The sequence below is a fragment of the Viridibacillus sp. FSL E2-0187 genome (genome assembly GCF_038006425.1).
GTDB classification, from domain to species: Bacteria; Bacillota; Bacilli; order Bacillales_A; family Planococcaceae; genus Viridibacillus; species Viridibacillus arvi.
Map to the genome: position 1 here is coordinate 43,100 of NZ_JBBOVG010000001.1, position 24,696 is coordinate 67,795.

Consider the following 24,696-nt stretch of genomic DNA (forward strand, 5'->3'; position numbering starts at 1 on the left):
AAGAATAATCTTCTATTTTAGAATGGCTTCAGCCGCCATTATTAAAGCAAGAGACGCTCTATTTCTGTAAGAAGCGTGTGGGATTATTGATATCTTGCTTTTACAACCTATAACCATCAACTAACAATATTGGGTATATTATAATTACACTAAAAAAAGTAAGGTTTGATATGCTGAGCTTTTTCAGCCAACAGACTGATGAAACATCAAAATATTAACGAAAAAAGGGAGTATTAGTATGATAAAAGAAATTTATTGGACATGTTTTCAACATGAGGATTGGAGAATTTATTTAGCTGCTACAGACCAAGGACTTAGTTATGCTGGCATTAGTATGGAAGAGTTAGAAATGATGTCCGCAAAGAGGTTCAAAAAGTACAACTTAATAGAGTCTGAAGAAAATTTAGAAGTGTATAAAAAAGAGTTGATAGACTATTTAAAAGGTGAAAAAAAGGAATTTGTGATGTCCTTAGATACAGGAGGCACAGAGTTTCAACAATCTGTTTGGAAAGCATTACAAGGAATCCCTTATGGTGAAACAACAACTTATTCAGCCATTGCCAATCAAATAAATAATCCAAAGGCAGTGCGAGCAGTAGGTACAGCAATTGGTGCAAATCCAATTTTGATAATCGTACCCTGTCATCGTGTTATCGGAAAAGATGGTCAACTTACAGGTTTTCGTAGTGGAATCCCTATGAAAAAAGCACTCCTTGCATTAGAAAAACTAAGTACGTGAAACATGTAATTACAGAATTATTTTACCAAAATGATGAAATAAAATTGAGTTTCTTCCTATATAAATAGAAATGATAAAATAAATAACTAAGGTTTGTGAAGTTCTTACATCATTTTGCAAGTATTATCTTGTTCTCTAGTTCACATAACCTAATGATATATTTTTGAAATAATTTAGAAAAAATTAAAAGCCAATTCAAAATTTGATTGAATTGGCTTGTGGATTTGTAAATTTATTGGTGATGAGGGAAGAGGGGCAATTCCCCTAAGAAAATAATATCATCCCGTTTAGTGGCATCACCTTCTGCTATAATAGCAGCTTTTGCAACAACTCGACCCCCTGCTTTTGTCACAAGCTCTTCTAAAACTTTGATAGACGCACCAGTGCTAATAACATCATCAATAATTGCAACCCGTTTATATTTTAAAAAGGCAACATCATGAAAATCTAAACAAAGGATTTGTTTTTCTTCTGTCGTAATAGATTTCACTTCATGGATAAGTGGTTCAAGCATATAAGATTTTAATGATTTACGCGCTACGACATAACGTGGTAATTTCATTCGCTTTGAAAGTTCATAAACTAAAGGAATCCCTTTTGCTTCTGCTGTAATGAGTAGATCTACATCAGGTAGCTTTTCAGCAAGGGCAGTAGCTGCTGCATCCACCATCTCTATATCGCCTAATAAAACAAAACTAGCTATAGAGAGATTTTCTTTTATTTGAATAATAGGTAAATGTCGTTTTAAACCTGCGACATGTAATTCATAAGTTTTCATTGCATAAAATCCTCCGATTTACAAAATAACTAATGAGACAAATTCAAAAAATACCCGATGGCCTATATAAATAGGTCTCTAATAGTCTTTACATTTTTCAGATGATTTAAGTCGTAATAATGCGCATCATCAAAAAATAATGTGACATAATCCTTAAATTGCAATATCACGATAAATACCCAGATATTTTTAATACACTTTTTTGGAAGTATACGGGATTGTTCGATTCAAAACAATGTTATCACCTTTAAAACTAATGTTCAAATTTATAGTTAATGGATTACTGAGAAGATTTAGAAATTTACAGTGGGATTAATGAAGAAATATAAGGTTCATGAGATAGAATAGCGGTTTTCAAAACATGTTTAACGTTAAATAGTGTATACTATGACTAATTACGATGGTGGAAGAAGGGACTAAGTATGAAGTCGAAATATCCAGATGATAGCTTAACGCTACATACAGACTTATATCAGATAAACATGGCAGAATCTTATTGGGCGGATGGTATACATAATAGAAAATCAGTGTTCGAGCTGTATTTCAGAAAATTACCATTTGGCAACGGTTTTGCAATTTTTGCTGGTCTAGAAAGAATGCTGGAATATTTACGTGATTTCCGTTTTAGTGAAAGCGATTTAGAGTATTTGGAAAATGATTTAGGTTATAGTGAAGATTTTATTGGGTATTTAAGAGATTTACGCTTTACCGGAGATGTGTATTCAATGGTTGAAGGTGAACTAGTCTTCGGTAATGAACCAATTGTTCGTATTGAAGCGCCTTTAGTCGAAGCACAATTAGTTGAAACTGCTCTACTGAACATTGTTAATTATCAAACATTGATTGCTACAAAAGCAAGTCGCATTAAGCAAATCGTAAAAGATGATGTGGTAATGGAATTTGGTACACGTCGTGCTCAAGAGATGGATGCAGCTATTTGGGGTACACGTGCAGCAATTATAGGTGGATTGGAATCAACAAGTAATGTGCGGGCAGGTAAATTATTTAATTTGCCAGTTGCGGGCACTCATGCTCACTCACTTGTTCAAGCTTATAAAAATGACTACGAGGCGTTTCATGCTTATGCAAGACGTCATAAAGACTGTGTATTTTTAGTTGATACGTATAATACTCTAAAATCAGGAGTTCCAACTGCAATCAAAGTAGCAAAAGAACTCGGCGATAAAATTAACTTTATGGGTATCCGCTTAGACAGTGGAGACATTGCATTTTTATCAAAAGCGGCACGTAAAATGTTAGATGACGCTGGATTCCCAAATGCCAAAATCGTTGTATCAAATGATTTAGATGAGTATACTATTTTGAATTTAAAAGCTCAAAATGCAATGGTTGATATGTGGGGTATTGGTACAAAATTAATTACTGGTTACGATCAACCCGCTTTAGGTGCAGTGTACAAAATAGTAGCTATTGAAAAAGAAAATGGACAAATGGAAGATACCATTAAAATTTCTGCTAACGCTGAAAAAGTGACTACGCCTGGGCAGAAAAAATTATATCGCATCATTGATCGTGAAAATGGTAAAGCTGAAGGTGACTACATTACGATGTTTGATGAGGAGCCTCAATTGGAGGAACGTATTAAAATGTTCCATCCAGTCCATACATTCATCTCCAAATTTGTCACTAACTTTGAAGCGAAAAATTTACACACGAAAGTAGTAGAAAATGGACAAGTAATCTACGAAAGCCCTTCTGTACAAGCGATGAGAGAGTATGCGACCGAAAATTTAGACTTATTATGGGATGAATATAAGCGTTCTTTAAATCCAGAGGAATATCCAGTCGATTTAAGCCAAAAATGCTGGGATAATAAAATGCGTAACATTCAAGAAGTGAAAGATATGGTTGAACAAATCGAGCTTGGTTAAGGAGGTAAGTAGTATGTCAAATTTACAACAACAAATTATTAAAGAGTTGCGAGTATTACCTATAATTGATGTACAAGAAGAAATTCGTCGTTCAGTAGATTTCCTAAAAGCATACGCACTTAAGCATTCTTTCGTCAAAGGTTTCGTTTTAGGTATATCTGGTGGTCAAGATTCCACTTTAAGTGGTAAATTAGCTCAAATGGCAGTAGACGAACTAAATGCACAAGTAGGTAAAGATCAATACTCTTTCTGGGCAGTACGTCTTCCATACGGAGTACAATCTGATGAACAGGATTGCCAAGACGCAATTGATTTTATCCAACCTACAAAAGTCTATACTGTGAATATTAAAGCAGCTGTAGATGCTGGTGTACAAGCTTTGGCTGATGCGGGTGTTGTGCTTTCTGACTTTGTAAAAGGGAATGAAAAAGCTCGTGAGCGTATGAAAGCTCAATTTGCAATTGCAGCAACAAATGCTGGGATTGTCATTGGGACAGACCATGCGGCAGAAGCCATTACGGGATTCTACACTAAGTTCGGTGATGGTGGATCAGATGTTGTGCCGATATTCCGTTTAAACAAGCGTCAAGGTAGAGCATTACTTGAGGAGCTTGGATGTCCGAAGCATTTGTACGAAAAAACACCAACAGCAGATTTAGAAGAGGAACGACCTTCATTACCCGATGAGGTTGCGCTAGGTGTGACATATGATCAAATTGATGATTATTTGGAAGGTAAAGAAATTCCTGATGAGGCTCGTAAAGTCTTAGAAGGGCATTACTTACGTTCACAACATAAACGTCACCTACCAATAACTGTATTTGATGATTTTTGGAAGTAATTAAATAAAATAGATGAGCCGAATCCCGAAGTGGGGATTCGGTTTTTTTATTATCCCAATCCAAGGAAGTGCATGGGTGAAAGATATTATAAACAAGCAATTAATTAATAAAACAGTTACCTATTATTAAATGAAAGTTCTGCTCTAAAGTATATTTGAAAATTATAAAGAAAAAGGGGGTTAGTAAAGAGCTATAAGGAGCAATAATATAAGGAACTAAAAAGATGAATGGAGCTAATAGTTTTTCTACTCTTTAACTTGTTAGAGGTTTGTAATCAAACGAAAGCTAATGGACATGGTATAATAAGTCCAATTATATTGGAAAATACGGTTCATAAGACTTACTTTTCGTCTAATGAATTAAAACGATAGACTTTGTAAAGTGGAGGTTCAATTGATGGAAACACAAGAAAAGCTTCAAGAGGTCGTACGTAATATTGAAAAGGTCATGATAGGTAAAAAGCATATAGCTGAATTGAGTGTAGTATCGTTACTTGCTCAAGGGCATGTATTACTAGAGGATGTACCTGGAGTTGGTAAAACGATGATGGTACGTGCTTTAGCAAAATCAGTAGGAGCACAATTTAAGCGTATTCAATTTACACCAGATTTATTGCCTTCTGATGTTCTAGGTGTATCCATTTATAACCCAAAAGATATGGAATTCCATTTTCGACCGGGGCCAATCATGGGCAATATCGTATTGGCTGATGAAATTAATCGTACTTCTCCAAAGACGCAGGCTGCTTTACTTGAAGGTATGGAAGAGGCTGCTGTGACAATCGATGGTGAAACATATAGTATCCCAAAACCTTTCTTTGTAATGGCAACACAAAATCCGATTGAATATGAGGGAACCTATCCATTACCAGAGGCACAACTTGATCGATTTTTATTGAAAATGAAAATGGGATATCCATCTTATGATGATGAAATTGAAGTACTGCGTCGTGCTGAACAAGGTAAGCCAATCGACTTTTTATCATCTGTCATTACTTTAGAAGAGTTAATTACTTTGCAACAACAGGTGAAAGACGTTTTTGTTGATGAAGTCGTGAAAGGTTATATTGTCGATTTATCTCGTGCAACTAGAGAAAATCAATATGTATATTTGGGTGTTAGTCCACGAGGTTCGATTGCATTAATGAAAGCTTCGCAAGCATACGCATTACTTCGTGGTCGTAGTTTTGTCACACCTGATGATGTACAGTTTTTAGCACCATTTGTATTTTCCCATCGTATAATGCTAAGACCTGAAGCTCGTTATGATGGAGTATCACCTGAAGAAATTATTGGACGCATTTTAATTAATACAGCTGTGCCCATTAAAAGGTCTGCAAATCAATGACAATAAGTAGATTACGATATGTTTCAGGGAGAATCCTACGCCTGATGCTAGTCGTTTTGCTACTGCTTAGTACATTAGTTTTTGGCATCATAGAAGGTGGCTTTGTAACCTGGTTTGTCTTTTTCATGTTACTGCCTTTCTCAACATATTCATTGCTGTTGTTTTTTACACCTTTAAAAAAAATGAAAATAGAGCGCAGTATTGAACAGGAACATATGAGAAATGGTGATTCATTGAAGATGACAATGACTCTAAAGCGCAATAATAGATGGCCAATTGTATATGCAGTTATTCGTGAAGCGAAGGCAAGTGAAGTATTGATAAATGCAACGACGCAACCAATGCAAAGGTTATTGTTAGTTGGGTTTAAAAAGGAAGTTAAGTGGACATATGAGATTGAAGAAATACCGCGAGGAGAGCACTATTTACAAGGCGTTGAAATAACAGTTAGCGATTTCTTTGGCTGGATTAAAAAAACGCAAACCATACCTGCTCAACGTACTGTTGTTGTGTATCCAAATGTGACGAAAATGATTTTCAGACCACTTGATATGAGTATGCGAACCGGAACTGGACCTGTATCTTCCGCAATTGTACGAGATACGACGATGGTGTCAGGGTTGCGTGAGTATCAACCTGGAGATCGGATGTCTTGGGTACACTGGAAGACATTTGCGAAAACTGGAGAGCTTCGTACGAAAGAGTTTGAAGATCAACAATCACAAGATTTATGCCTTGTGCTAGATTGTTCGCCATCAGCATTATTTGAAGAGCAAGTTGAATTTGTTGCTTCTATCTTGAATGCGAGCGTTCGTCAGCAAATAACGATGGCATTTTTGTCGGCAGGTAGAAATCGTGTGCTTTTTGAAGCAATTCAAACAGAAAGCCAATTGCAAGAGGTGATGTTTCATTTGGCGAGTGTACAAGATGATTTGGGGGATTCAGTCAATCTTTTGTACGGACAAGATCGTACATTAGCGAATGCTGCTCAAATTCTTTTTGTGACAAGTGAGCTTACAACCGAGTGGCTTGATACTTTAACAAAGGCATCAAAGTCATCTCGTGCCTGTCTTTGTTTTGTCATTCGAAGTAAAGGACAAGTCATGTCTACTCAGGAACAGGCTATGGAGAAATTAGCTCGCACACGTGGTATAAGAGTTAATACGATTGCTAAAGAACAATTTACAGAAGCTTTTATGGGGGTGTTGAAATGACGAATTACCCTATTAAGAGAATGATTGGATTAGTGGCGTTCTATATAGTGATTTTCTTCATGTTAAGAGAATGGCTTTTGCCTATAGTAAATTTGACCAATACAGGTCATTTAAACTTATTCTTATTATTCGTAGCTATCTGTCTACTGACGAATATAGTCCATTTAAATGGCTGGATATCGGCTGTTATAAAATTTGCCTATATACTATGGTTTTTAATGTACGTTTATACAGGAACGAAAGTATTTTCGATTGAGAGTGTACTAACATTAACTAGTGATTTTCAAAATAGTTGGTTAGCATTGATGCAAAAAGATTGGAATGGTGTGGAGAATTCTTTCCGAAGTATCTTATTCTTTATCTTACTTTGGATGTCAATTTATCTAATTCACTATTGGGTAACTGTGAAGCATACTATTATTCATTTCTTACTCGTAACAATAATATTTTTAGTATTGCTAGATACTTTTAGTGAATATAATGCGAAGTTTGCCATTATAAGAGTTATGTTTTTAGGATTACTTTTGCTTGGTACTTTATATGCAAATCATTTATTTGAGACAAATACTGTAGAGAGAAAAGGTATGAAGTATATCGCTGTTCTTGTTCCATTAGCAGTTATGCTTATTGCGAGTACAGTATTTGCCTATGCGATGCCAAAAAAAGGCCCGATGGTAACTTTACCAAAATCACTGTCTACTCTAATGGACCAAGAAGGTAAAGGCGGTTCTGCAATAGGGAAAATTGGTTATGTCGAAGACGATAAAAAGCTAGGCGGACCATTTAAAATGGATGCTCGAGTCGTCTTTAATGCAAAGGCTGATAGTAATCAATATTGGAGAATTGAAACAAAGGATATTTATACTTCAAAAGGGTGGGAACGTAAAGAGGGTGATGTTTATGTCGAAGCCTTTAATCAAAATGAGAATATCCCTTTGTCTATTAAACCAGGAAGTAAAATGGATCAAACTACTGCAGAAGTTGAAATGAAGAAAGATTTTAAATTCATTATGCAGACATATGGTTTGATGAAGGTTAGTAATGTGGAACCAGGTGTGTCATTCTACCGAGAAATAGACGGTGAAAAAATCCGCTCTGTAAAGGACGAAGATGAAATTTCGTTAGAAGCTTATACGATATCCTATAGTTCACCAAAGTATAGTTTAAAAGCACTTAAGAAAACTAACACAAAAGATTTGAATAAGTTATCGAAGGATTATAAGGCTTATTTGCAATTACCTAAAACTCTACCGAAGCGAGTAAGGAAACTTTCAAAAGACATTACGAAAGATGAAAAGAGCTTATACGGTAAAGCTAACGCAATTGTAGATTATTTTAAATATAACAATTATGTCTATAGTCGTGATAAAGTGGCGATTCCAGGAAAACATGATGATTATGTAGATCAGTTTTTGTTCGATACAAAAATGGGTTATTGTGATAATTTCTCAAGTTCAATGGTAGTCATGTTACGCTCCATTGGCATTCCAGCACGCTGGGTAAAAGGCTTTTCTGAAGGTGAAGAAGTGCAGAATGTTGCAGGTGAACAGAAGGAATTTGTCATCACAAATAATAATGCACATTCATGGGTAGAAGCATATTTACCTGGAATAGGCTGGATGTCATTTGAACCTACTATAGGCTTTGAAGGTTTTGATAATGTATTAGATGATGTGAAAAATCAACAACAACCTACACCGATCAATCCCAAAAATGAAGACAAAGAAGAAAAGCAAAAGCAACAAAAAGCTGAAAAGAAGAAAGAAGAAAAAATAAAAGAAGAGAAGCAGAAGCAAGAAAAAGATAAAAAACAAGCTCAAAAAGAAAAAACAAATGAACCTGTAATGAGTAAGAAGTCTACAATGATGATAGCAACAATTATAGGAGTTTTATTAGTACTAACTTTAATTCTAGTATTATTCCGTAGAAAGTGGATACCAAAAGCAATGATTGCTTTTTATCGTATGAAGAACCCAGGAAATATCTCGATAGACCATGCTTACCACCAATTGTTGAAACAATTAGAGCATGCTGGTTTGAAAAAGGGGAATGGGCAGACTTTACAAGACTTTGCGAAGTATGTAGATGAACGCTTAAGTACTACGCATATGAGTAAAATAACTGCTTTATATGAGCAACAAATTTATAGTAATAATTACACTCAATTAGATTGGTTAGAGATTAAAGAAAGTTGGGAATATTTAATCAATCGTACAAGCGGTTGATTTTAAGCGTTACAACATGTAAAATTGAGAAAAATTATATATTGATTACCCTCATATATGTTCGAAAATAAGGTTCGGATGTCTCTACCAGGTTACCGTAAATAACTTGACTATGAAGGTGAATGACAGCGTGGTTAATCCATGTACTAGCATTCACCTTTTTTGATGTAGAGCATAAGGACGCGTAGGATGTAATTTCAGACGCGTTCTTTTCGTATAGAAATGTTAAAATGAGTAGGTAAACAGTTATTAATATTAGAAGAGGTGGAAACGTTGTCAGCTAGTTCAATTTTACAAGATCAAGAAAAGATTATCGTTCTTGACTTTGGTAGCCAATATAATCAGCTTATTACTCGTCGTATTCGTGAATTCGGTGTTTACAGCGAATTGCATGCACATACTATTACTGCAGAAGAATTAAAAGCAATGAATGCTACAGGGATTATTTTCTCTGGTGGTCCTAACTCTGTATATGATGAAAATGCATTCCATATCGATGAAGAAATCTTTAATTTAGGTCTTCCTATTTTAGGGATTTGCTACGGTATGCAATTAATGACACATGCTTTAGGTGGGAAAGTAGAAAAAGCTGCACACCGTGAGTATGGTAAAGCAGAAATTCAAGTAATGAATGACAATGCATTATTCGGCGAATTACCAAAAGAGCAAGTTGTTTGGATGAGCCATGGTGATTTAGTAACTGTAACTCCAGAAGGCTTTGAAACAATTGCGACAAGTACTTCATGTCCAATTGCTGCAATGGCTAACGCTGAGCGTAAATTCTACGCAGTTCAATTCCACCCAGAAGTACGTCACTCAGTATACGGAAATGACTTATTACGTCAATTCGTATTCGATGTATGTAACGCTAAAGGCGATTGGTCAATGGAAAGTTTCGTGGAAATTGAAATTCAAAAAATCCGTGAGCAAGTTGGTGACAAAAAAGTTCTTTGTGCACTTTCTGGTGGAGTAGATTCATCAGTTGTTGCAGTTCTTATTCACAAAGCGATTGGTGACCAATTAACTTGTATGTTTGTTGACCACAACTTAAACCGTAAAGGTGAAGTTGAACAAGTAATGAAAACTTTCACAGAAGGTTTCAACATGAACGTTATAAAAATCGATGCTCGTGAACGCTTCATGAGCAAATTAGCTGGCGTTTCAGATCCTGAGAAAAAACGTAAAATTATTGGTAATGAATTTATCTACGTATTCGATGAAGAAGCTTCAAAACTTGAAGGTATGGATTTCCTTGCACAAGGAACTCTTTACACTGATATTATTGAGTCTGGTACAGCAACTGCACAAACAATTAAATCTCACCACAACGTAGGTGGATTACCTGAAGATATGCAGTTCGAACTTATCGAACCATTAAAAACATTATTCAAAGACGAAGTGCGTGCACTAGGTTCTGAACTTGGACTAGCTGATGAAATCGTATGGCGTCAACCATTCCCAGGTCCGGGTCTTGCAATCCGAGTACTTGGTGAAGTAACAGAAGAAAAATTAAAAATTGTACGTGAATCGGATGCCATCTTACGCGAAGAAATCGCTAAGAATGGTTTAGATCGCGACATTTGGCAATACTTCACAGTACTTCCTGATCTGAAAAGCGTAGGTGTTATGGGTGACCAACGTACTTACGATTATGCAATCGGTATCCGTGCTGTAACGTCAATCGACGGTATGACTTCTGACTGGGCACGAATCCCTTGGGAAGTTTTAGAGAAAATCTCAGTACGTCTAGTAAACGAAGTTGATCATATCAACCGCGTACTGTATGACATTACATCTAAGCCACCAGCAACTATCGAGTGGGAATAATAATATTAAAGCTTGGAGAGCCTACATTAGTAGGTTTTCCAAGCTTTTTTTGTTTGCGTGATATCAATGTACTGTAGGGCTTAGTCTATCAAATAAAGTTCATAGTAGTCATCTCAGTTAAAAGTTGTCGGTTCATTTTTCCGTGACACAATTAAATTTAGGGATGTAGTGAATGCATATGTAGAAGAAAATAAGGAAAACTATGAACGACAATGGACGGAATATTATTAATAAAACCTTATACAACACATTAACTGTGTTAAATAAAAATAGATTAAAAATTCTATAATCTTTTAGCTTATCACAAAAATATAAAGAAATTTGCCGAAATTACGACCGAATTGTAAATGCAGTGTAAAGAGCTTGTAAAAACTCTGTGAAAAGCCAACACAGAAAGTCAGTATTTTTTATAATAAATGTGATAAAACATGAAGGAGTGGCAGCATGGAGTTAAACTGGCAAGAAATGATTTTTGAATTTCTAGGAGGTCTAGGACTCTTTTTATTTGCAATTAAATACATGGGGGATGGTCTGCAAAAAGCAGCCGGAGACCGTTTAAGAGATTTATTAGATCGTTTTACGACAAATCCATTTATGGGTGTCTTAGTCGGTATTTTTGTCACAGTACTTATTCAGTCGAGCTCAGGGACAACCGTTATTACGGTCGGTTTAGTCAGCGCAGGCTTTATGACATTGCGACAAGCGATTGGTGTCATTATGGGGGCGAACATCGGGACGACGGTTACAGCCTTCATCATTGGAATTAATGTAGGGGAATATGCTTATCCTATTATGGCACTTGGGGCAGTTCTGCTGTTTTTCTTTAAGAAAAGTAAGATTCAAAATATTGGTCAAGTGTTATTTGGCTTCTCAGGTTTATTTATCGGTCTAGAGTTGATGTCGAGCGGTATGAAGCCGTTACGTGATTGGCCGGCCTTTATTGATTTAACATTAAATATGAGTGATTCTCCGATACTCGGAGTTATTGTTGGTGCAATATTTACGCTAATTGTACAATCATCTTCTGCAACAGTGGGTATTTTACAGGGCTTGTATGCAGAAAACTTAATAACGCTTCAAGGTGCGTTGCCAGTACTTTTCGGTGATAATATCGGAACAACGATTACGGCGATACTGGCAGCATTAGGGGCTTCTGTTGCGGCAAGACGCGCAGCGGCAACACATGTACTATTTAATGTAGTTGGTTCAATTATTTTCTTGCTCGTGCTAGGGTTATTTACGAATTATATGGAATGGGTTACTGGCATATTAGGCTTAGAACCTAAAATGCAAATTGCCTTCGCACATGGAACGTTCAACGTTGTCAATACACTTATTCAACTACCGTTAATAGGTGTATGGGCTTATGTCGTTACCAAGTTAATACCGGGTGAGGATACTATTGTTGAATATAAACCGAAGTATTTAGATTACTCGTTAATTACTAAATCACCAGGTATTGCGTTAGGACAAGCAAAACAAGAAGTGGTTCGTATGGGAGATTTCGGTGTACAAGGATTATCGTCAGCAATGGACTATTTAAAAACACTAGATGTGAAGCAGGCAAGTACAGCGGCACAATTAGAAGAGGCCATAAATAATCTAGATCACAAAACAACGGATTATTTAGTAAGTTTGTCGAAACAATCATTATCGGGTGCGAATTCTCATATCCATCATGCTCTGCTTGAAAATATTCGTGATATTGAACGTGTTGGTGATCATGTCGAAAACCTAATTGAGCTTATTGATTATAAAGAATCAAATCGCATAAAACTTAGTCAAGAAGCGACGCAAGAGATAGAGGAAATGTTTGAGCTTGTTATTGATACAGTAAAAATAGCAATGCAGGCGTTGGATACACGTGATGTGTCCTTGGCACAGCAAGTGAGATCGCAAGAAGAACGTATTGATGAAATGGAACGTAGTTTACGTAAGCATCATATTCGTCGATTAAATGAAGGGATTTGCTCGGGTTCAGCAGGTGTTGTATTTGCTGATATTATTAGTAATTTAGAACGTATTGGCGACCATGCCAACAACATTGCTGATACGATTTTCGAACAAGATTAAGGTAGTAAGCATTCTTTCGGGAATGCTTATTTTTTTGCCCTGATTTTCGTAGAATACAGTAGAGTCTTTTTAAGCATCGTGTCTATCGTTAAGATCAATAATTGGTTTCATTGATTAGATAATCACATAACTGGAGATACCAGATTGACAACTTACTTTATTTAATGATTTAATTGACCTAACGATAGGTAAAAAGAGGTGTAATATGAATAAAGGTAAAGAAACGTATCAACGTGTATTAGATGTGGCCATTTACTTTTTTGCTAAAGAAGGAATTCAGAAAACAAGCTTTGCAATGATTGCGAAAGAGTTGGGGATGTCAAAGCCTTCTCTTTATTATTATGTGGAGTCGAAAGATGAACTAATCAAAAAGGTCTTTGATTATATCTTTGAAGATTATACTTTTGAGGACTATTTTCATTTAAAAGACATGACTAAAGAAAATTTGATTGAACAGCTTTATTTAGGTGGCATGGATTATATAAATGAGATTCAAGAACAGGATATATTGCTGAATTTATTAAGTGAATTTACTTTGTATGCTAATCGCAATAAAGAAGTGGATGAAACTTTTATCGAAAAGATAAAAGAAGTACAACAAATGTTTATAGATGGCTTTGTCCAAGTTTTACAGAAAGCTATAGAGTTTGGCTTAATGGAGGAAAATAATATTCAAGCGAAAGCTGGAGTATTGGCTTTAATGCTGGATAACATTCTGAATTATAAAATGCTAGATATGAAAATAGAGGAGGCTGCTATTTGGAAGCAAACAATTACAGATGTGATAAAGTGATGGGAGTGTAAATGTATGAATCATACAACCGTGCATTTGAATTTTTCTAAAGCTGATAAATTATTTTTATGGTTGATGTTGCCGCTCATTGGTTTGGTTATAGGTTATTTTTTGCCTCCAATTTCAGAATGGGCAAGTAAGTTAGAGTGGGTTCCATTTCAAGGGCCGTTTAAGTTGGTCGCAAGTCTAAATGCTGGGTGGGTTATTTTCGCTACAATGGCATTTGGATTACTAGCGGGTATAATTTTGACGTTACTCATTTATGATGAAATATTAAATATTTATATTAGCGAGGATACATTAGTCTTTAAAATTGGGAAAGTTGAAATGAAATATCTCAAAGATGATATTAGCTATATTTACATAGATCACAAAGATTTAGTTGTGATTGGGCATGAAGGTCAAGAAATTTTCAGGTATAAAAAAGAAATTAGTACGAAAATATTAAAAGAAGAACTTGGTGAACTGGGTTATCTTTTTAAAGATGGAAATCCGTATAAGGAACAGTTTAAGAAATGGGTACCCGGATTGACAGACTTATCTCTTGAAGCGGATGCATTGTTAAAGGCAAGAGAAATGATGCTTAAAAATGATAATAGTGAAGAGGTTTTACAAATTGCAATTGAATTGTGGAAGCTCCATGTTTCAGTAAAAGAGATTGAAGCGAAGCAATATTATAGAGTCGCGTAAGAAAAAAATAACCGTACCTCCTAATCGAAGGAGGACGGTTATTTTGTAATTCTTATTGAATATTAATGCCAAGGATAGCGACGATTGCAGTGGCCTGATCATGACGAATGGATAAACCTTTTGCTAATGTTGGATCTAAGTTGATTTGTTCGAAATAGCAAGAAGATAAATCAATTCCTTTTAAATTAGTATCAGAAAAGTCAGCTGCGTTTAGCTCCATTCCTTGAAACGTGACTTGAGTTAATTTTACATCTTGTAAAGTGCTTTCGTTTAATTGGCCATCTTTAAAAGCAACTGCATTCATTTTTGATTCTGAAAATGTGCCATAGTTTAAAAGACAATCAAGTAATTCAACATTTTTGAGATGTGTACGGAAAAAGCTAGAACCGATTAGTTTACATGTATCAAATTTGACGCGATAAAAAACAGATTCGGCAAAATTACAATTTGATAAATCGCATTTTGCAAAAATGACATCTAAAAACTCCATTTTAGTATAATCATCTGTTAGGAATACACAATTCTCGAATTTAACTTCGTTTAATTGGCGCGTACCAAAGTGACAATCGATTTGACATCCTTTAAGTAAAGAGTTTGCTTCAATTTCCTCTAGCATTATTTCTTCATTTTCGAATGTTGTTAAATAATGTTGCGAAGGTTCTATGATTTTAGGCATATTATAAAATCCTCTCCAATCCACTTTGTATCATTTTATCAGTAATACACTAGATAAACACTTAATAAATAGCTGAAACATGTATTGTGATTATCTAAATACTAGGGGTGGAATGCCTTATTCACGAACTATAATAAAGAAAAGTGAAAAAATGTTCGTAAAAACTATTGAAAATGAAAAATAAGAATGATATATTATCTACTATAAACAAATAACGTCGTCGTATAATGTCGGGAATATGGCCCGAGAGTATCTACCAAGTTACCTTAAATAACTTGACTACGATTAAAAGAAATTGGCTTTGCTAATTCTTTTATATACTTGTGAGTATGAATACTTAGCAAGGAATCGTAGACATTCGACTATTTCTAATTAGTTGCATGTCTTTTTTATTCTCTAAGATGTATAAGACGACATACGGAGGATTATCATGAAAAAGTATTTCCAGTTTGAAGAACTTGGAACAAATTATCGTCGTGAAATCATAGGTGGTATTACTACATTTTTAGCGATGGCCTATATTTTAGCGGTGAACCCTGGGATTTTAGGAGACGCTGGTATGGATAAAGGTGCTGTGTTCGTAGCTACAGCATTAGCAGCAGCTGCTGGTTCGTTAGTGATGGGGATCTTTGCTAAGTTTCCGATTGCATTAGCACCGGGTATGGGGCTTAACGCATTCTTCGCTTACACAGTAGTATTAACATACGGTATTCCGTGGCAAACAGGATTAACTGGTGTATTCTTCTCAGGTATTATTTTCATTATCTTATCTTTAACAGGTGTTCGTGAAACAGTTATTAATGCTATTCCGACACAATTAAAATATGCAGTATCAGCAGGTATCGGTTTATTTGTAACATTTGTTGGTTTAAAAGGTGCAGGAATCATAGTTGCTAATGAAGCTACTCTTGTTACTTTAGGAGAGTTTAAGGGTGCAACACTATTAGCGGTATTTGGAATCGTTATAACAGTCATTTTAATGGCCAAAAATATTAAAGGTTCGATTTTCTTAGGAATTATTATTACTGCAATTGTTGGTATGTTCTTCAACTTAATCGCTGTACCAACTGCTGTTGTAGCAAGTATTCCTGATGTATCTTCAACGTTTGGAGTAGCATTAAATCCTATTTTTGACGGATTTTCAAATGGATTTAAAGAATTACTCAATGTTCAATTTTTAATCGTTGTACTAACATTTTTATTCGTAGATTTCTTTGATACAGCAGGAACATTAATGGCAGTAGCAAACCAAGCAGGATTAGTTAAAGATGATAAGTTGCCACGTGCAGGTCGTGCTTTAATGGCAGATGCAATTGCAACAACAATCGGTTCTTTATTTGGTACATCAACAACAACTGCTTATGTTGAGTCATCATCAGGTGTTGCCGCTGGAGCGCGATCAGGCTTCTCAGCAGTTGTAACAGCAGTATTATTCTTACTAGCAATGTTTTTCTTCCCGTTACTAGATGTAATTACTTCGGCAGTAACTGCGCCGGCGTTGGTGATTGTTGGAGTATTGATGGTTTCCTCATTACGTTTAATCGAGTGGAATAAATTCGAAATTGCAGTACCAGCATTCTTAACAATGATTATGATGCCATTAGGTTACAGTATCGCAACTGGTATTGCAGTAGGGTTCATCTTCTACCCAATCACAATGTTATTAGCAGGTAGAAAGAAAGAAATTCATCCTTTAATGTATGTATTGTTCTTTGTCTTCCTTGCGTACTTCATCTGGGTACGATAATTAAAACGCTATTATATATAGAAGAAGCTCCCTCCAAATGGTAGGGAGCTTCTTCTATATATAAAGGTAGTTAAAGAGTCTTATATTAATTAATAAAACTTTTTAATAGAAAACTATTGCAACATATCACTTGGGGTGATATAGTAAGTAACGTTGTCACTGAGACAATGAAATCACAACTTAAAAACTTAGTTAAAACTCTTTATACAAAGTTGTTGACAACAAGGTGGTAAGTTGTTATGATATAAAAGTTGCTGATTGAGCAGCGCTAATACATTCAGGAAAACAACTTAAAAAGAAATTTTAAAATAGTTGTTGACAACGAAAAGTTATCCTGATATAATAAGTGAGTCGCTGACGAAGTGGCGAACATAATGAACCTTGAAAACTGAACATGCAAGACGTTAATCAATAAACGTTTTGGACATCAAGTTGTTGGTGGGTCAAAACAAAAATAGATATCATCTTCGGATGATACGCTAGCAAAGCTAATGAGCTTTCAAACTACTTTTATGGAGAGTTTGATCCTGGCTCAGGACGAACGCTGGCGGCGTGCCTAATACATGCAAGTCGAGCGAATGATGAAGAAGCTTGCTTCTTCTGATTTAGCGGCGGACGGGTGAGTAACACGTGGGCAACCTACCTAGTAGATTGGGATAACTCCGGGAAACCGGGGCTAATACCGAATAATCCATTTTGTCACATGGCAAAATGCTGAAAGGCGGTTTCGGCTGTCACTACTAGATGGGCCCGCGGTGCATTAGCTAGTTGGTGGGGTAATGGCCTACCAAGGCAACGATGCATAGCCGACCTGAGAGGGTGATCGGCCACATTGGGACTGAGACACGGCCCAAACTCCTACGGGAGGCAGCAGTAGGGAATCTTCCACAATGGACGAAAGTCTGATGGAGCAACGCCGCGTGAGTGATGAAGGTTTTCGGATCGTAAAACTCTGTTGTAAGGGAAGAACAAGTACGTTAGTAACTGAACGTACCTTGACGGTACCTTATTAGAAAGCCACGGCTAACTACGTGCCAGCAGCCGCGGTAATACGTAGGTGGCAAGCGTTGTCCGGATTTATTGGGCGTAAAGCGCGCGCAGGTGGTTTCTTAAGTCTGATGTGAAAGCCCACGGCTCAACCGTGGAGGGTCATTGGAAACTGGGAGACTTGAGTGCAGAAGAGGAAAGTGGAATTCCAAGTGTAGCGGTGAAATGCGTAGAGATTTGGAGGAACACCAGTGGCGAAGGCGACTTTCTGGTCTGTAACTGACACTGAGGCGCGAAAGCGTGGGGAGCAAACAGGATTAGATACCCTGGTAGTCCACGCCGTAAACGATGAGTGCTAAGTGTTAGGGGGTTTCCGCCCCTTAGTGCTGCAGCTAACGCATTAAGCACTCCGCCTGGGGAGTACGGCCGCAAGGTTGAAACTCAAAGGAATTGACGGGGGCCCGCACAAGCGGTGGAGCATGTGGTTTAATTCGAAGCAACGCGAAGAACCTTACCAGGTCTTGACATCCCAATGACCGCTCTAGAGATAGAGTTTTCCCTTCGGGGACATTGGTGACAGGTGGTGCATGGTTGTCGTCAGCTCGTGTCGTGAGATGTTGGGTTAAGTCCCGCAACGAGCGCAACCCTTGATCTTAGTTGCCATCATTTAGTTGGGCACTCTAAGGTGACTGCCGGTGACAAACCGGAGGAAGGTGGGGATGACGTCAAATCATCATGCCCCTTATGACCTGGGCTACACACGTGCTACAATGGACGATACAAAGAGTCGCTAACTCGCGAGGGTATGCTAATCTCATAAAATCGTTCTCAGTTCGGATTGTAGGCTGCAACTCGCCTACATGAAGCCGGAATCGCTAGTAATCGTGGATCAGCATGCCACGGTGAATACGTTCCCGGGCCTTGTACACACCGCCCGTCACACCACGAGAGTTTGTAACACCCGAAGTCGGTGAGGTAACCTTTATGGGGCCAGCCGCCGAAGGTGGGATAGATGATTGGGGTGAAGTCGTAACAAGGTAGCCGTATCGGAAGGTGCGGCTGGATCACCTCCTTTCTAAGGATAATTACGGAAACAGATCTTGGATCTGTCGATTAACGTCTTGCGTTCAGTTTTGAAGGCTCATTGTAAAATGATCTTCAAAACCTTGTTCTTTGAAAACTGGATAAAACGACATTGAAGCAAATTAAGTAACACATTTTTTATTATTAAGTTTTTTAGGCTTAATAACTAACTTTTAGGTTAAGTTATTAAGGGCGCATGGCGGATGCCTTGGCACTAGGAGCCGAAGAAGGACGGCACTAACACCGATATGCTTCGGGGAGCTGTAAGTGAGCTTTGATCCGGAGATTTCCGAATGGGGGAACCCACTGTTCGTAATGGAGCAGTATCTTGACGTGAATACATAGCGTCTTGATGGCAGACCCAGGGAACTGAAACATCTAAGTACCTGGAGGAAGAGAAAGAAAAATCGATTCCCTGAGTAGCGGCGAGCGAAACGGGAATAGCCCAAACCAAGAGGCTTGCCTCTTGGGGTTGTAGGACACTCTATATGGAGTTACAAAGGAATGAGTTAAACGAAGCGGTCTGGAAAGGCCCGCCAGAGCAGGTAACAGCCCTGTAGTTGAAAGTTCATTCTCTCTTGAGTGTATCCTGAGTACGGCGGAACACGTGAAATTCCGTCGGAATCTGGGAGGACCATCTCCCAAGGCTAAATACTACCTAGTGACCGATAGTGAACCAGTACCGTGAGGGAAAGGTGAAAAGCACCCCGGAAGGGGAGTGAAATAGATCCTGAAACCATGTGCCTACAAGTAGTTAGAGCCCGTTAATGGGTGATAGCGTGCCTTTTGTAGAATGAACCGGCGAGTTACGATTACATGCGAGGTTAAGTTTTAGAAGACGGAGCCGTAGCGAAAGCGAGTCTGAATAGGGCGAATGAGTATGTGGTTGTAGACCCGAAACCAGGTGATCTACCCATGTCCAGGGTGAAGGTAAGGTAACACTTACTGGAGGCCCGAACCCACGTACGTTGAAAAGTGCGGGGATGAGGTGTGGGTAGCGGAGAAATTCCAATCGAACCTGGAGATAGCTGGTTCTCTCCGAAATAGCTTTAGGGCTAGCCTCGTGATAGAGAATCCTGGAGGTAGAGCACTGTTTGAACTAGGGGTCCATCCCGGATTACCGAATTCAGACAAACTCCGAATGCCAGTGATTTATGCACGGGAGTCAGACTGCGAGTGATAAGATCCGTAGTCAAAAGGGAAACAGCCCAGACCACCAGCTAAGGTCCCAAAGTAATTGTTAAGTGGAAAAGGATGTGACGTTGCTTAGACAACCAGGATGTTGGCTCAGAAGCAGCCATCATTTAAAGAGTGCGTAATAGCTCACTGGTCGAGTGACGCTGCGCCGAAAATGTATCGGGGCTAAACAATTCACCGAAGCTGTGGATGGACATCTTAGATGTCCGTGGTAGGAGAGCGTTCTAAGTGCTGTGAAGTCAGACCGGAAGGACTGGTGGAGCGCTTAGAAGTGAGAATGCCGGTATGAGTAGCGAAAGACGGGTGAGAATCCCGTCCACCGAATGACTAAGGTTTCCTGAGGAAGGCTCGTCCGCTCAGGGTTAGTCGGGACCTAAGCCGAGGCCGATAGGCGTAGGCGATGGACAACAGGTTGATATTCCTGTACCACCTATTTACCATTTGAGCAATGGGGGGACGCAGTAGGATAGGGTAAGCATGCTGTTGGTTATGCATGTTCAAGCAGTGAGGCGTGAAATGAGGCAAATCCCATTTCTATAACGTTGAGCTGTGATGACGAGGACGTATGTCCGGAGTTCCTGATTTCACACTGCCAAGAAAAGCCTCTAGCGAGGTAAAAGGTGCCCGTACCGCAAACCGACACAGGTAGTCGAGGAGAGAATCCTAAGGTGTGCGAGAGAACTCTCGTTAAGGAACTCGGCAAAATGACCCCGTAACTTCGGGAGAAGGGGTGCTCTAGTAGGGTGAAAGCCCGAGAGAGCCGCAGTGAATAGGCCCAGGCGACTGTTTAGCAAAAACACAGGTCTCTGCAAAACCGTAAGGTGACGTATAGGGGCTGACGCCTGCCCGGTGCTGGAAGGTTAAGAGGAGTGCTTAGCGCAAGCGAAGGTGCGAATTGAAGCCCCAGTAAACGGCGGCCGTAACTATAACGGTCCTAAGGTAGCGAAATTCCTTGTCGGGTAAGTTCCGACCCGCACGAAAGGCGTAACGATCTGGGCACTGTCTCAACGAGAGACTCGGTGAAATTATAGTACCTGTGAAGATGCAGGTTACCCGCGACAGGACGGAAAGACCCCGTGGAGCTTTACTGTAGCCTGATATTGAATTTTGATACATCTTGTACAGGATAGGTAGGAGCCAGAGATTCCGGAGCGCCAGCTTCGGAGGAGGCGTTGGTGGGATACTACCCTAGATGTATTGAACTTCTAACCCATGCCCCTTAGCGGGGTAGGAGACAGTGTCAGGCGGGCAGTTTGACTGGGGCGGTCGCCTCCTAAAGAGTAACGGAGGCGCCCAAAGGTTCCCTCAGAATGGTTGGAAATCATTCGTAGAGTGTAAAGGCATAAGGGAGCTTGACTGCGAGACCTACAAGTCGAGCAGGGTCGAAAGACGGGCTTAGTGATCCGGTGGTTCCGCATGGAAGGGCCATCGCTCAACGGATAAAAGCTACCCCGGGGATAACAGGCTTATCTCCCCCAAGAGTCCACATCGACGGGGAGGTTTGGCACCTCGATGTCGGCTCATCGCATCCTGGGGCTGTAGTCGGTCCCAAGGGTTGGGCTGTTCGCCCATTAAAGCGGTACGCGAGCTGGGTTCAGAACGTCGTGAGACAGTTCGGTCCCTATCCGTCGTGGGCGTAGGAAATTTGAGAGGAGCTGTCCTTAGTACGAGAGGACCGGGATGGACACACCGCTGGTGTACCAGTTGTTCTGCCAAGGGCATCGCTGGGTAGCTATGTGTGGACGGGATAAGTGCTGAAAGCATCTAAGCATGAAGCCCCCCTCAAGATGAGATTTCCCATTACGCAAGTAAGTAAGATCCCTCAAAGACGATGAGGTAGATAGGTTCGAGGTGGAAGTGTGGCGACATACGGAGCTGACGAATACTAATAGATCGAGGACTTAACCAAATTTTACTTAACTAACTTCAATGTAATTTATCCAGTTTTGAGAGAACAAGTTCTCTATAAAAGAGTTTCAAGACACAAGTAGTACAAGGAAATGAACGAATGAGAACCGGAATGTACTTTTGTACATGAGGATTTGATTGAGTGAAATTGACGAAGTAATACGATGTGTATTGGAAGTCGAATATAGTCTAGTGATGATGGCAAAGAGGTCACACCCGTTCCCATGCCGAACACGGAAGTTAAGCTCTTTAGCGCCGATGGTAGTTGGGGGTTTCCCCCTGTGAGAGTAGGACGTTGCTAGGCATACTAAGGCACAACTGATTTTATCGGTTGTGTCTTTTTTATTTATTCTTTTAAAACCAAAGGCTATAACTGTTTAAAAATAGAATATATAAAATTCTAAAGGATATATGCCGGTGCTGTTGGATTAATGCAGCTATCAATAAAACAGATTATGAAAAATAGTTTACGGTTAATTGAGAGGATCCTTTAGATGATTGTAAGCAAAGATAGAGAAACCAAAATCACTTGTTCAACAGGTTGATTATTATTTATTTCAATTTTATAAATAATAGTTATATTTATAATCTAATATATTGGTGTTAAATATGTATTCTTTAAGTAGTTAGTTGATAATGTTCAGAATTTAATAATCAAGTAGCGACAATTATTCGTGATATTTTACTTAAATAATTTCCACATTAGTACATTAATAAATAGTCATTAGGAAAAATATATAATAAATTGACAGAATTTTCAGAATGAATTATTATATATTCTTATAACGTTTAAATAGAAATTTATAAATAATCTAAGTTATGCATGATATTTTTTATTTTGTGTTAATATAGAAAATGAAAAATATCCTTAGTTATGTATGATATTTTCTATTTTGTGTTAAAAAATGAATCGGGGGAAAAGCATGAGTGAATTAAAAAATAATGCGTTAGCAATGCATAAAAAAAATAGAGGTAAGATAGAAGTGATTTCCAAAGTGGAAATTAATACTATAGATGATTTAAGCTTAGCTTATTCTCCAGGAGTTGCTGCACCTTGCATGGAGATAGCGAATGATCCAACTGCAGTTTACGATTATACGGCAAAAGGGAATTTAGTGGCTGTTGTGACAGATGGTACTGCTGTTTTAGGGTTAGGTAATATCGGTCCTGAAGCTGCATTACCTGTTATGGAAGGTAAGGCAATTCTTTTTAAAAAAATGGCTAACATCGATGCTGTACCTATTTGCTTAGATACTACAGATGTAGATGAAATAGTACGAATTGTAAAAGGGATAAGCCCAACATTTGGAGGAATTAATTTAGAAGATATAGCAGCTCCTAGATGTTTTGAAATAGAAGAGAAATTACGTAAAGAATGTTCTATACCTGTATTTCATGATGATCAGCATGGTACAGCGATTGTAGTTGGTGCGGGTCTAAGTAATGCATTGAAGGTTATTAATAAGGATAAGAGCACTGTACGTATTGTTATAAATGGTGCTGGAGCTGCGGGTGTAGCTATCTTGAAAATATTGAAACAAATTGGCTATGAACATATAATAATCTGTGATTCAACAGGTATTATCTATGAAGGTCGCGAAAATGGGATGAATTCCGTAAAACATGAACTTGCTAAAGTGACGAATAGTGAAGGACGAAAAGGATCATTAAGCGAAGCACTTATTGGTGCAGATATTTTTATCGGAGTATCTGTTGCAAATATTTTGGATGAAGAAATGATACAGAGTATGAATCATGATCCTATTATTTTTGCACTGGCTAATCCAAATCCAGAAGTATCTTATGAAAATGCTATGCGATGGGGTGTGCGTATTTTCGCAACAGGACGTTCGGATTATCCTAATCAGGTAAATAATATGTTAGCATTCCCTGGGATTTTCCGTGGTGCATTGGATGTTCATGCTTCAGAGATTAATGAGGAAATGAAACTGGCGGCTGTTTTTGCGATTGCTTCTTTAATTGATGAAAATGATTTAGCTCAAGGTACGATTATTCCGGATGCTTTAGATGAACGTGTTGCTCCTATAGTTGCGAAGGCAGTTAGTGAAGCTGCAATTAAGGCTGGCGTTGCTAAAAAGCCTGTAGCTATCAAAAATAAATAAAATAAAGTAAAAGGGTTGTCCAAAGAGTCGGTAAAACGACTTTTGAAGGACATCCCTTTTTCATTGATTTAAATAGAAAAGATATCATAAATTCTTAAAGATTTACGAGTAAGAAATGAAGAAAGCAAGCTATAATAAGGATAATGTTATTTAAGGAAGTGAAAGTATGGGTAAAAAGCAAGTATGGTTCGAAGTGGAGGAAAACGAAACGATTGATGCGTGTTTGCAACGCATGAAAGAGGCTGGTTATATGCCGATTTCACGAAAAGAGGAACCTCTTTTTGAAATGAAAGAAGGAAATCCTGTTCCAGTTCGTCAAATAATACGATTTAAAGGTATGTTATGTGAAGAATAACTAGAAAATGAATCTAAATACGAACAATATATAATAACTAAAAATTATCGTTCGTATTTTTACGTTGACTTGTACTCGTTCAATTGTTAAAATGTGAGAAGGAAAACATCGAATCCCCATATATGCTAAGGAATTGGCCTTAGTGTCTCTACCCGACACCGTAAATGTCGGACTATGCGGGAAAGCAACTTTTGGAATGA

At 38.1% G+C, this 24,696-nt stretch carries 15 protein-coding genes, 3 rRNA genes and 3 riboswitches; of the genes, 16 read left to right on the top strand and 2 right to left on the bottom strand.

Translation table 11 applies throughout. The features are described 5' to 3' along the window. The first annotated feature begins 238 nt into the window (after positions 1–238). Entirely contained in the window at positions 239–739 is a 501-nt protein-coding gene (locus MHH85_RS00160; protein ID WP_340705606.1) for a methylated-DNA--[protein]-cysteine S-methyltransferase, read from the top strand. A 232-nt stretch (positions 740–971) separates the two neighbouring features. Here the strand turns inward: MHH85_RS00160 and MHH85_RS00165 are convergent, their stop codons facing one another. Continuing rightward, positions 972–1,517, bottom strand: coding sequence for a phosphoribosyltransferase family protein (locus MHH85_RS00165; RefSeq protein ID WP_193737579.1), 546 nt, complete (start codon positions 1,515–1,517; stop codon positions 972–974). A gap of 422 nt (positions 1,518–1,939) precedes the next feature. Between MHH85_RS00165 and MHH85_RS00170 the strand changes: the two genes are divergently transcribed. From MHH85_RS00170 to MHH85_RS00210, 9 genes are all read left to right on the top strand, one after another. Beyond that, the gene (locus MHH85_RS00170) at positions 1,940–3,409 is read left to right on the top strand and encodes a nicotinate phosphoribosyltransferase (protein ID WP_053418908.1); all 1,470 of its coding nucleotides are present in this window, start codon (positions 1,940–1,942) and stop codon (positions 3,407–3,409) included. Positions 3,410–3,422: 13 nt separating this feature from the next. Next, complete coding sequence (gene nadE / locus MHH85_RS00175) at positions 3,423–4,250, top strand: ammonia-dependent NAD(+) synthetase (protein WP_340705607.1); 828 nt, start codon at positions 3,423–3,425, stop codon at positions 4,248–4,250. 397 nt (positions 4,251–4,647) lie between these two features. Continuing rightward, the gene (locus tag MHH85_RS00180) at positions 4,648–5,598 is read left to right on the top strand and encodes an AAA family ATPase (RefSeq protein WP_193737577.1); all 951 of its coding nucleotides are present in this window, start codon (positions 4,648–4,650) and stop codon (positions 5,596–5,598) included. A gap of 44 nt (positions 5,599–5,642) precedes the next feature. Next, positions 5,643–6,812: a DUF58 domain-containing protein gene (locus MHH85_RS00185; protein ID WP_340705608.1), complete on the top strand. Its 1,170-nt coding sequence runs from the start codon at positions 5,643–5,645 to the stop codon at positions 6,810–6,812. Then, entirely contained in the window at positions 6,809–9,037 is a 2,229-nt protein-coding gene (locus tag MHH85_RS00190) for a DUF4129 domain-containing transglutaminase family protein (RefSeq protein WP_340705609.1), read from the top strand. The genes MHH85_RS00185 and MHH85_RS00190 overlap by 4 nt, the downstream gene beginning before the upstream one ends. Before the next feature lie 31 nt (positions 9,038–9,068). Beyond that, a riboswitch (purine riboswitch) is annotated at positions 9,069–9,170 on the top strand. 140 nt (positions 9,171–9,310) lie between these two features. Continuing rightward, a complete protein-coding gene (guaA, locus tag MHH85_RS00195; RefSeq protein WP_340705610.1) occupies positions 9,311–10,864 on the top strand; it encodes a glutamine-hydrolyzing GMP synthase in 1,554 nt (517 codons plus the stop codon). Positions 10,865–11,308: 444 nt separating this feature from the next. Continuing rightward, a complete protein-coding gene (locus MHH85_RS00200) occupies positions 11,309–12,937 on the top strand; it encodes a Na/Pi cotransporter family protein (RefSeq protein ID WP_340705611.1) in 1,629 nt (542 codons plus the stop codon). A gap of 205 nt (positions 12,938–13,142) precedes the next feature. Further along, positions 13,143–13,730 (top strand): TetR/AcrR family transcriptional regulator, encoded by a 588-nt coding sequence (locus MHH85_RS00205; RefSeq protein ID WP_193737572.1) that lies wholly within the window; start codon positions 13,143–13,145, stop codon positions 13,728–13,730. 15 nt (positions 13,731–13,745) lie between these two features. Beyond that, positions 13,746–14,420 carry a YqeB family protein gene (locus MHH85_RS00210; protein WP_340705612.1) on the top strand — a complete coding sequence of 225 codons (675 nt, stop codon included), beginning with the start codon at positions 13,746–13,748 and terminating at the stop codon, positions 14,418–14,420. Between the two features lie 52 nt (positions 14,421–14,472). On the opposite strand, the gene MHH85_RS00215 is transcribed toward MHH85_RS00210, so the two are convergent. Then, on the bottom strand, positions 14,473–15,096 hold the full coding sequence (locus tag MHH85_RS00215) for a pentapeptide repeat-containing protein (RefSeq protein WP_340705613.1): 624 nt from the start codon (positions 15,094–15,096) through the stop codon (positions 14,473–14,475). A 200-nt stretch (positions 15,097–15,296) separates the two neighbouring features. After that, positions 15,297–15,398: riboswitch (purine riboswitch) on the top strand. Between the two features lie 128 nt (positions 15,399–15,526). Here MHH85_RS00215 and MHH85_RS00220 point away from each other — a divergent pair. The 6 genes from MHH85_RS00220 to MHH85_RS00245 all read left to right on the top strand — a co-directional run bounded on the left by MHH85_RS00220 (position 15,527) and on the right by MHH85_RS00245 (position 24,496). Next, positions 15,527–16,843 (top strand): NCS2 family permease, encoded by a 1,317-nt coding sequence (locus tag MHH85_RS00220; RefSeq protein ID WP_340705614.1) that lies wholly within the window; start codon positions 15,527–15,529, stop codon positions 16,841–16,843. 509 nt (positions 16,844–17,352) lie between these two features. Beyond that, positions 17,353–18,905, top strand: a 16S ribosomal RNA gene (locus tag MHH85_RS00225). A gap of 184 nt (positions 18,906–19,089) precedes the next feature. Beyond that, positions 19,090–22,019, top strand: a 23S ribosomal RNA gene (locus tag MHH85_RS00230). A gap of 187 nt (positions 22,020–22,206) precedes the next feature. Continuing rightward, positions 22,207–22,322 (top strand): 5S ribosomal RNA (gene rrf, locus MHH85_RS00235). Together the 16S, 23S and 5S rRNA genes form the textbook arrangement of a ribosomal RNA operon. 619 nt (positions 22,323–22,941) lie before the next feature. Then, complete coding sequence (locus MHH85_RS00240; protein WP_340705615.1) at positions 22,942–24,141, top strand: NAD(P)-dependent malic enzyme; 1,200 nt, start codon at positions 22,942–22,944, stop codon at positions 24,139–24,141. A gap of 166 nt (positions 24,142–24,307) precedes the next feature. Continuing rightward, on the top strand, positions 24,308–24,496 hold the full coding sequence (locus MHH85_RS00245; protein WP_193737567.1) for an NETI motif-containing protein: 189 nt from the start codon (positions 24,308–24,310) through the stop codon (positions 24,494–24,496). A gap of 96 nt (positions 24,497–24,592) precedes the next feature. Further along, positions 24,593–24,691: riboswitch (purine riboswitch) on the top strand. The last annotated feature ends 5 nt before the right edge of the window (positions 24,692–24,696 follow it).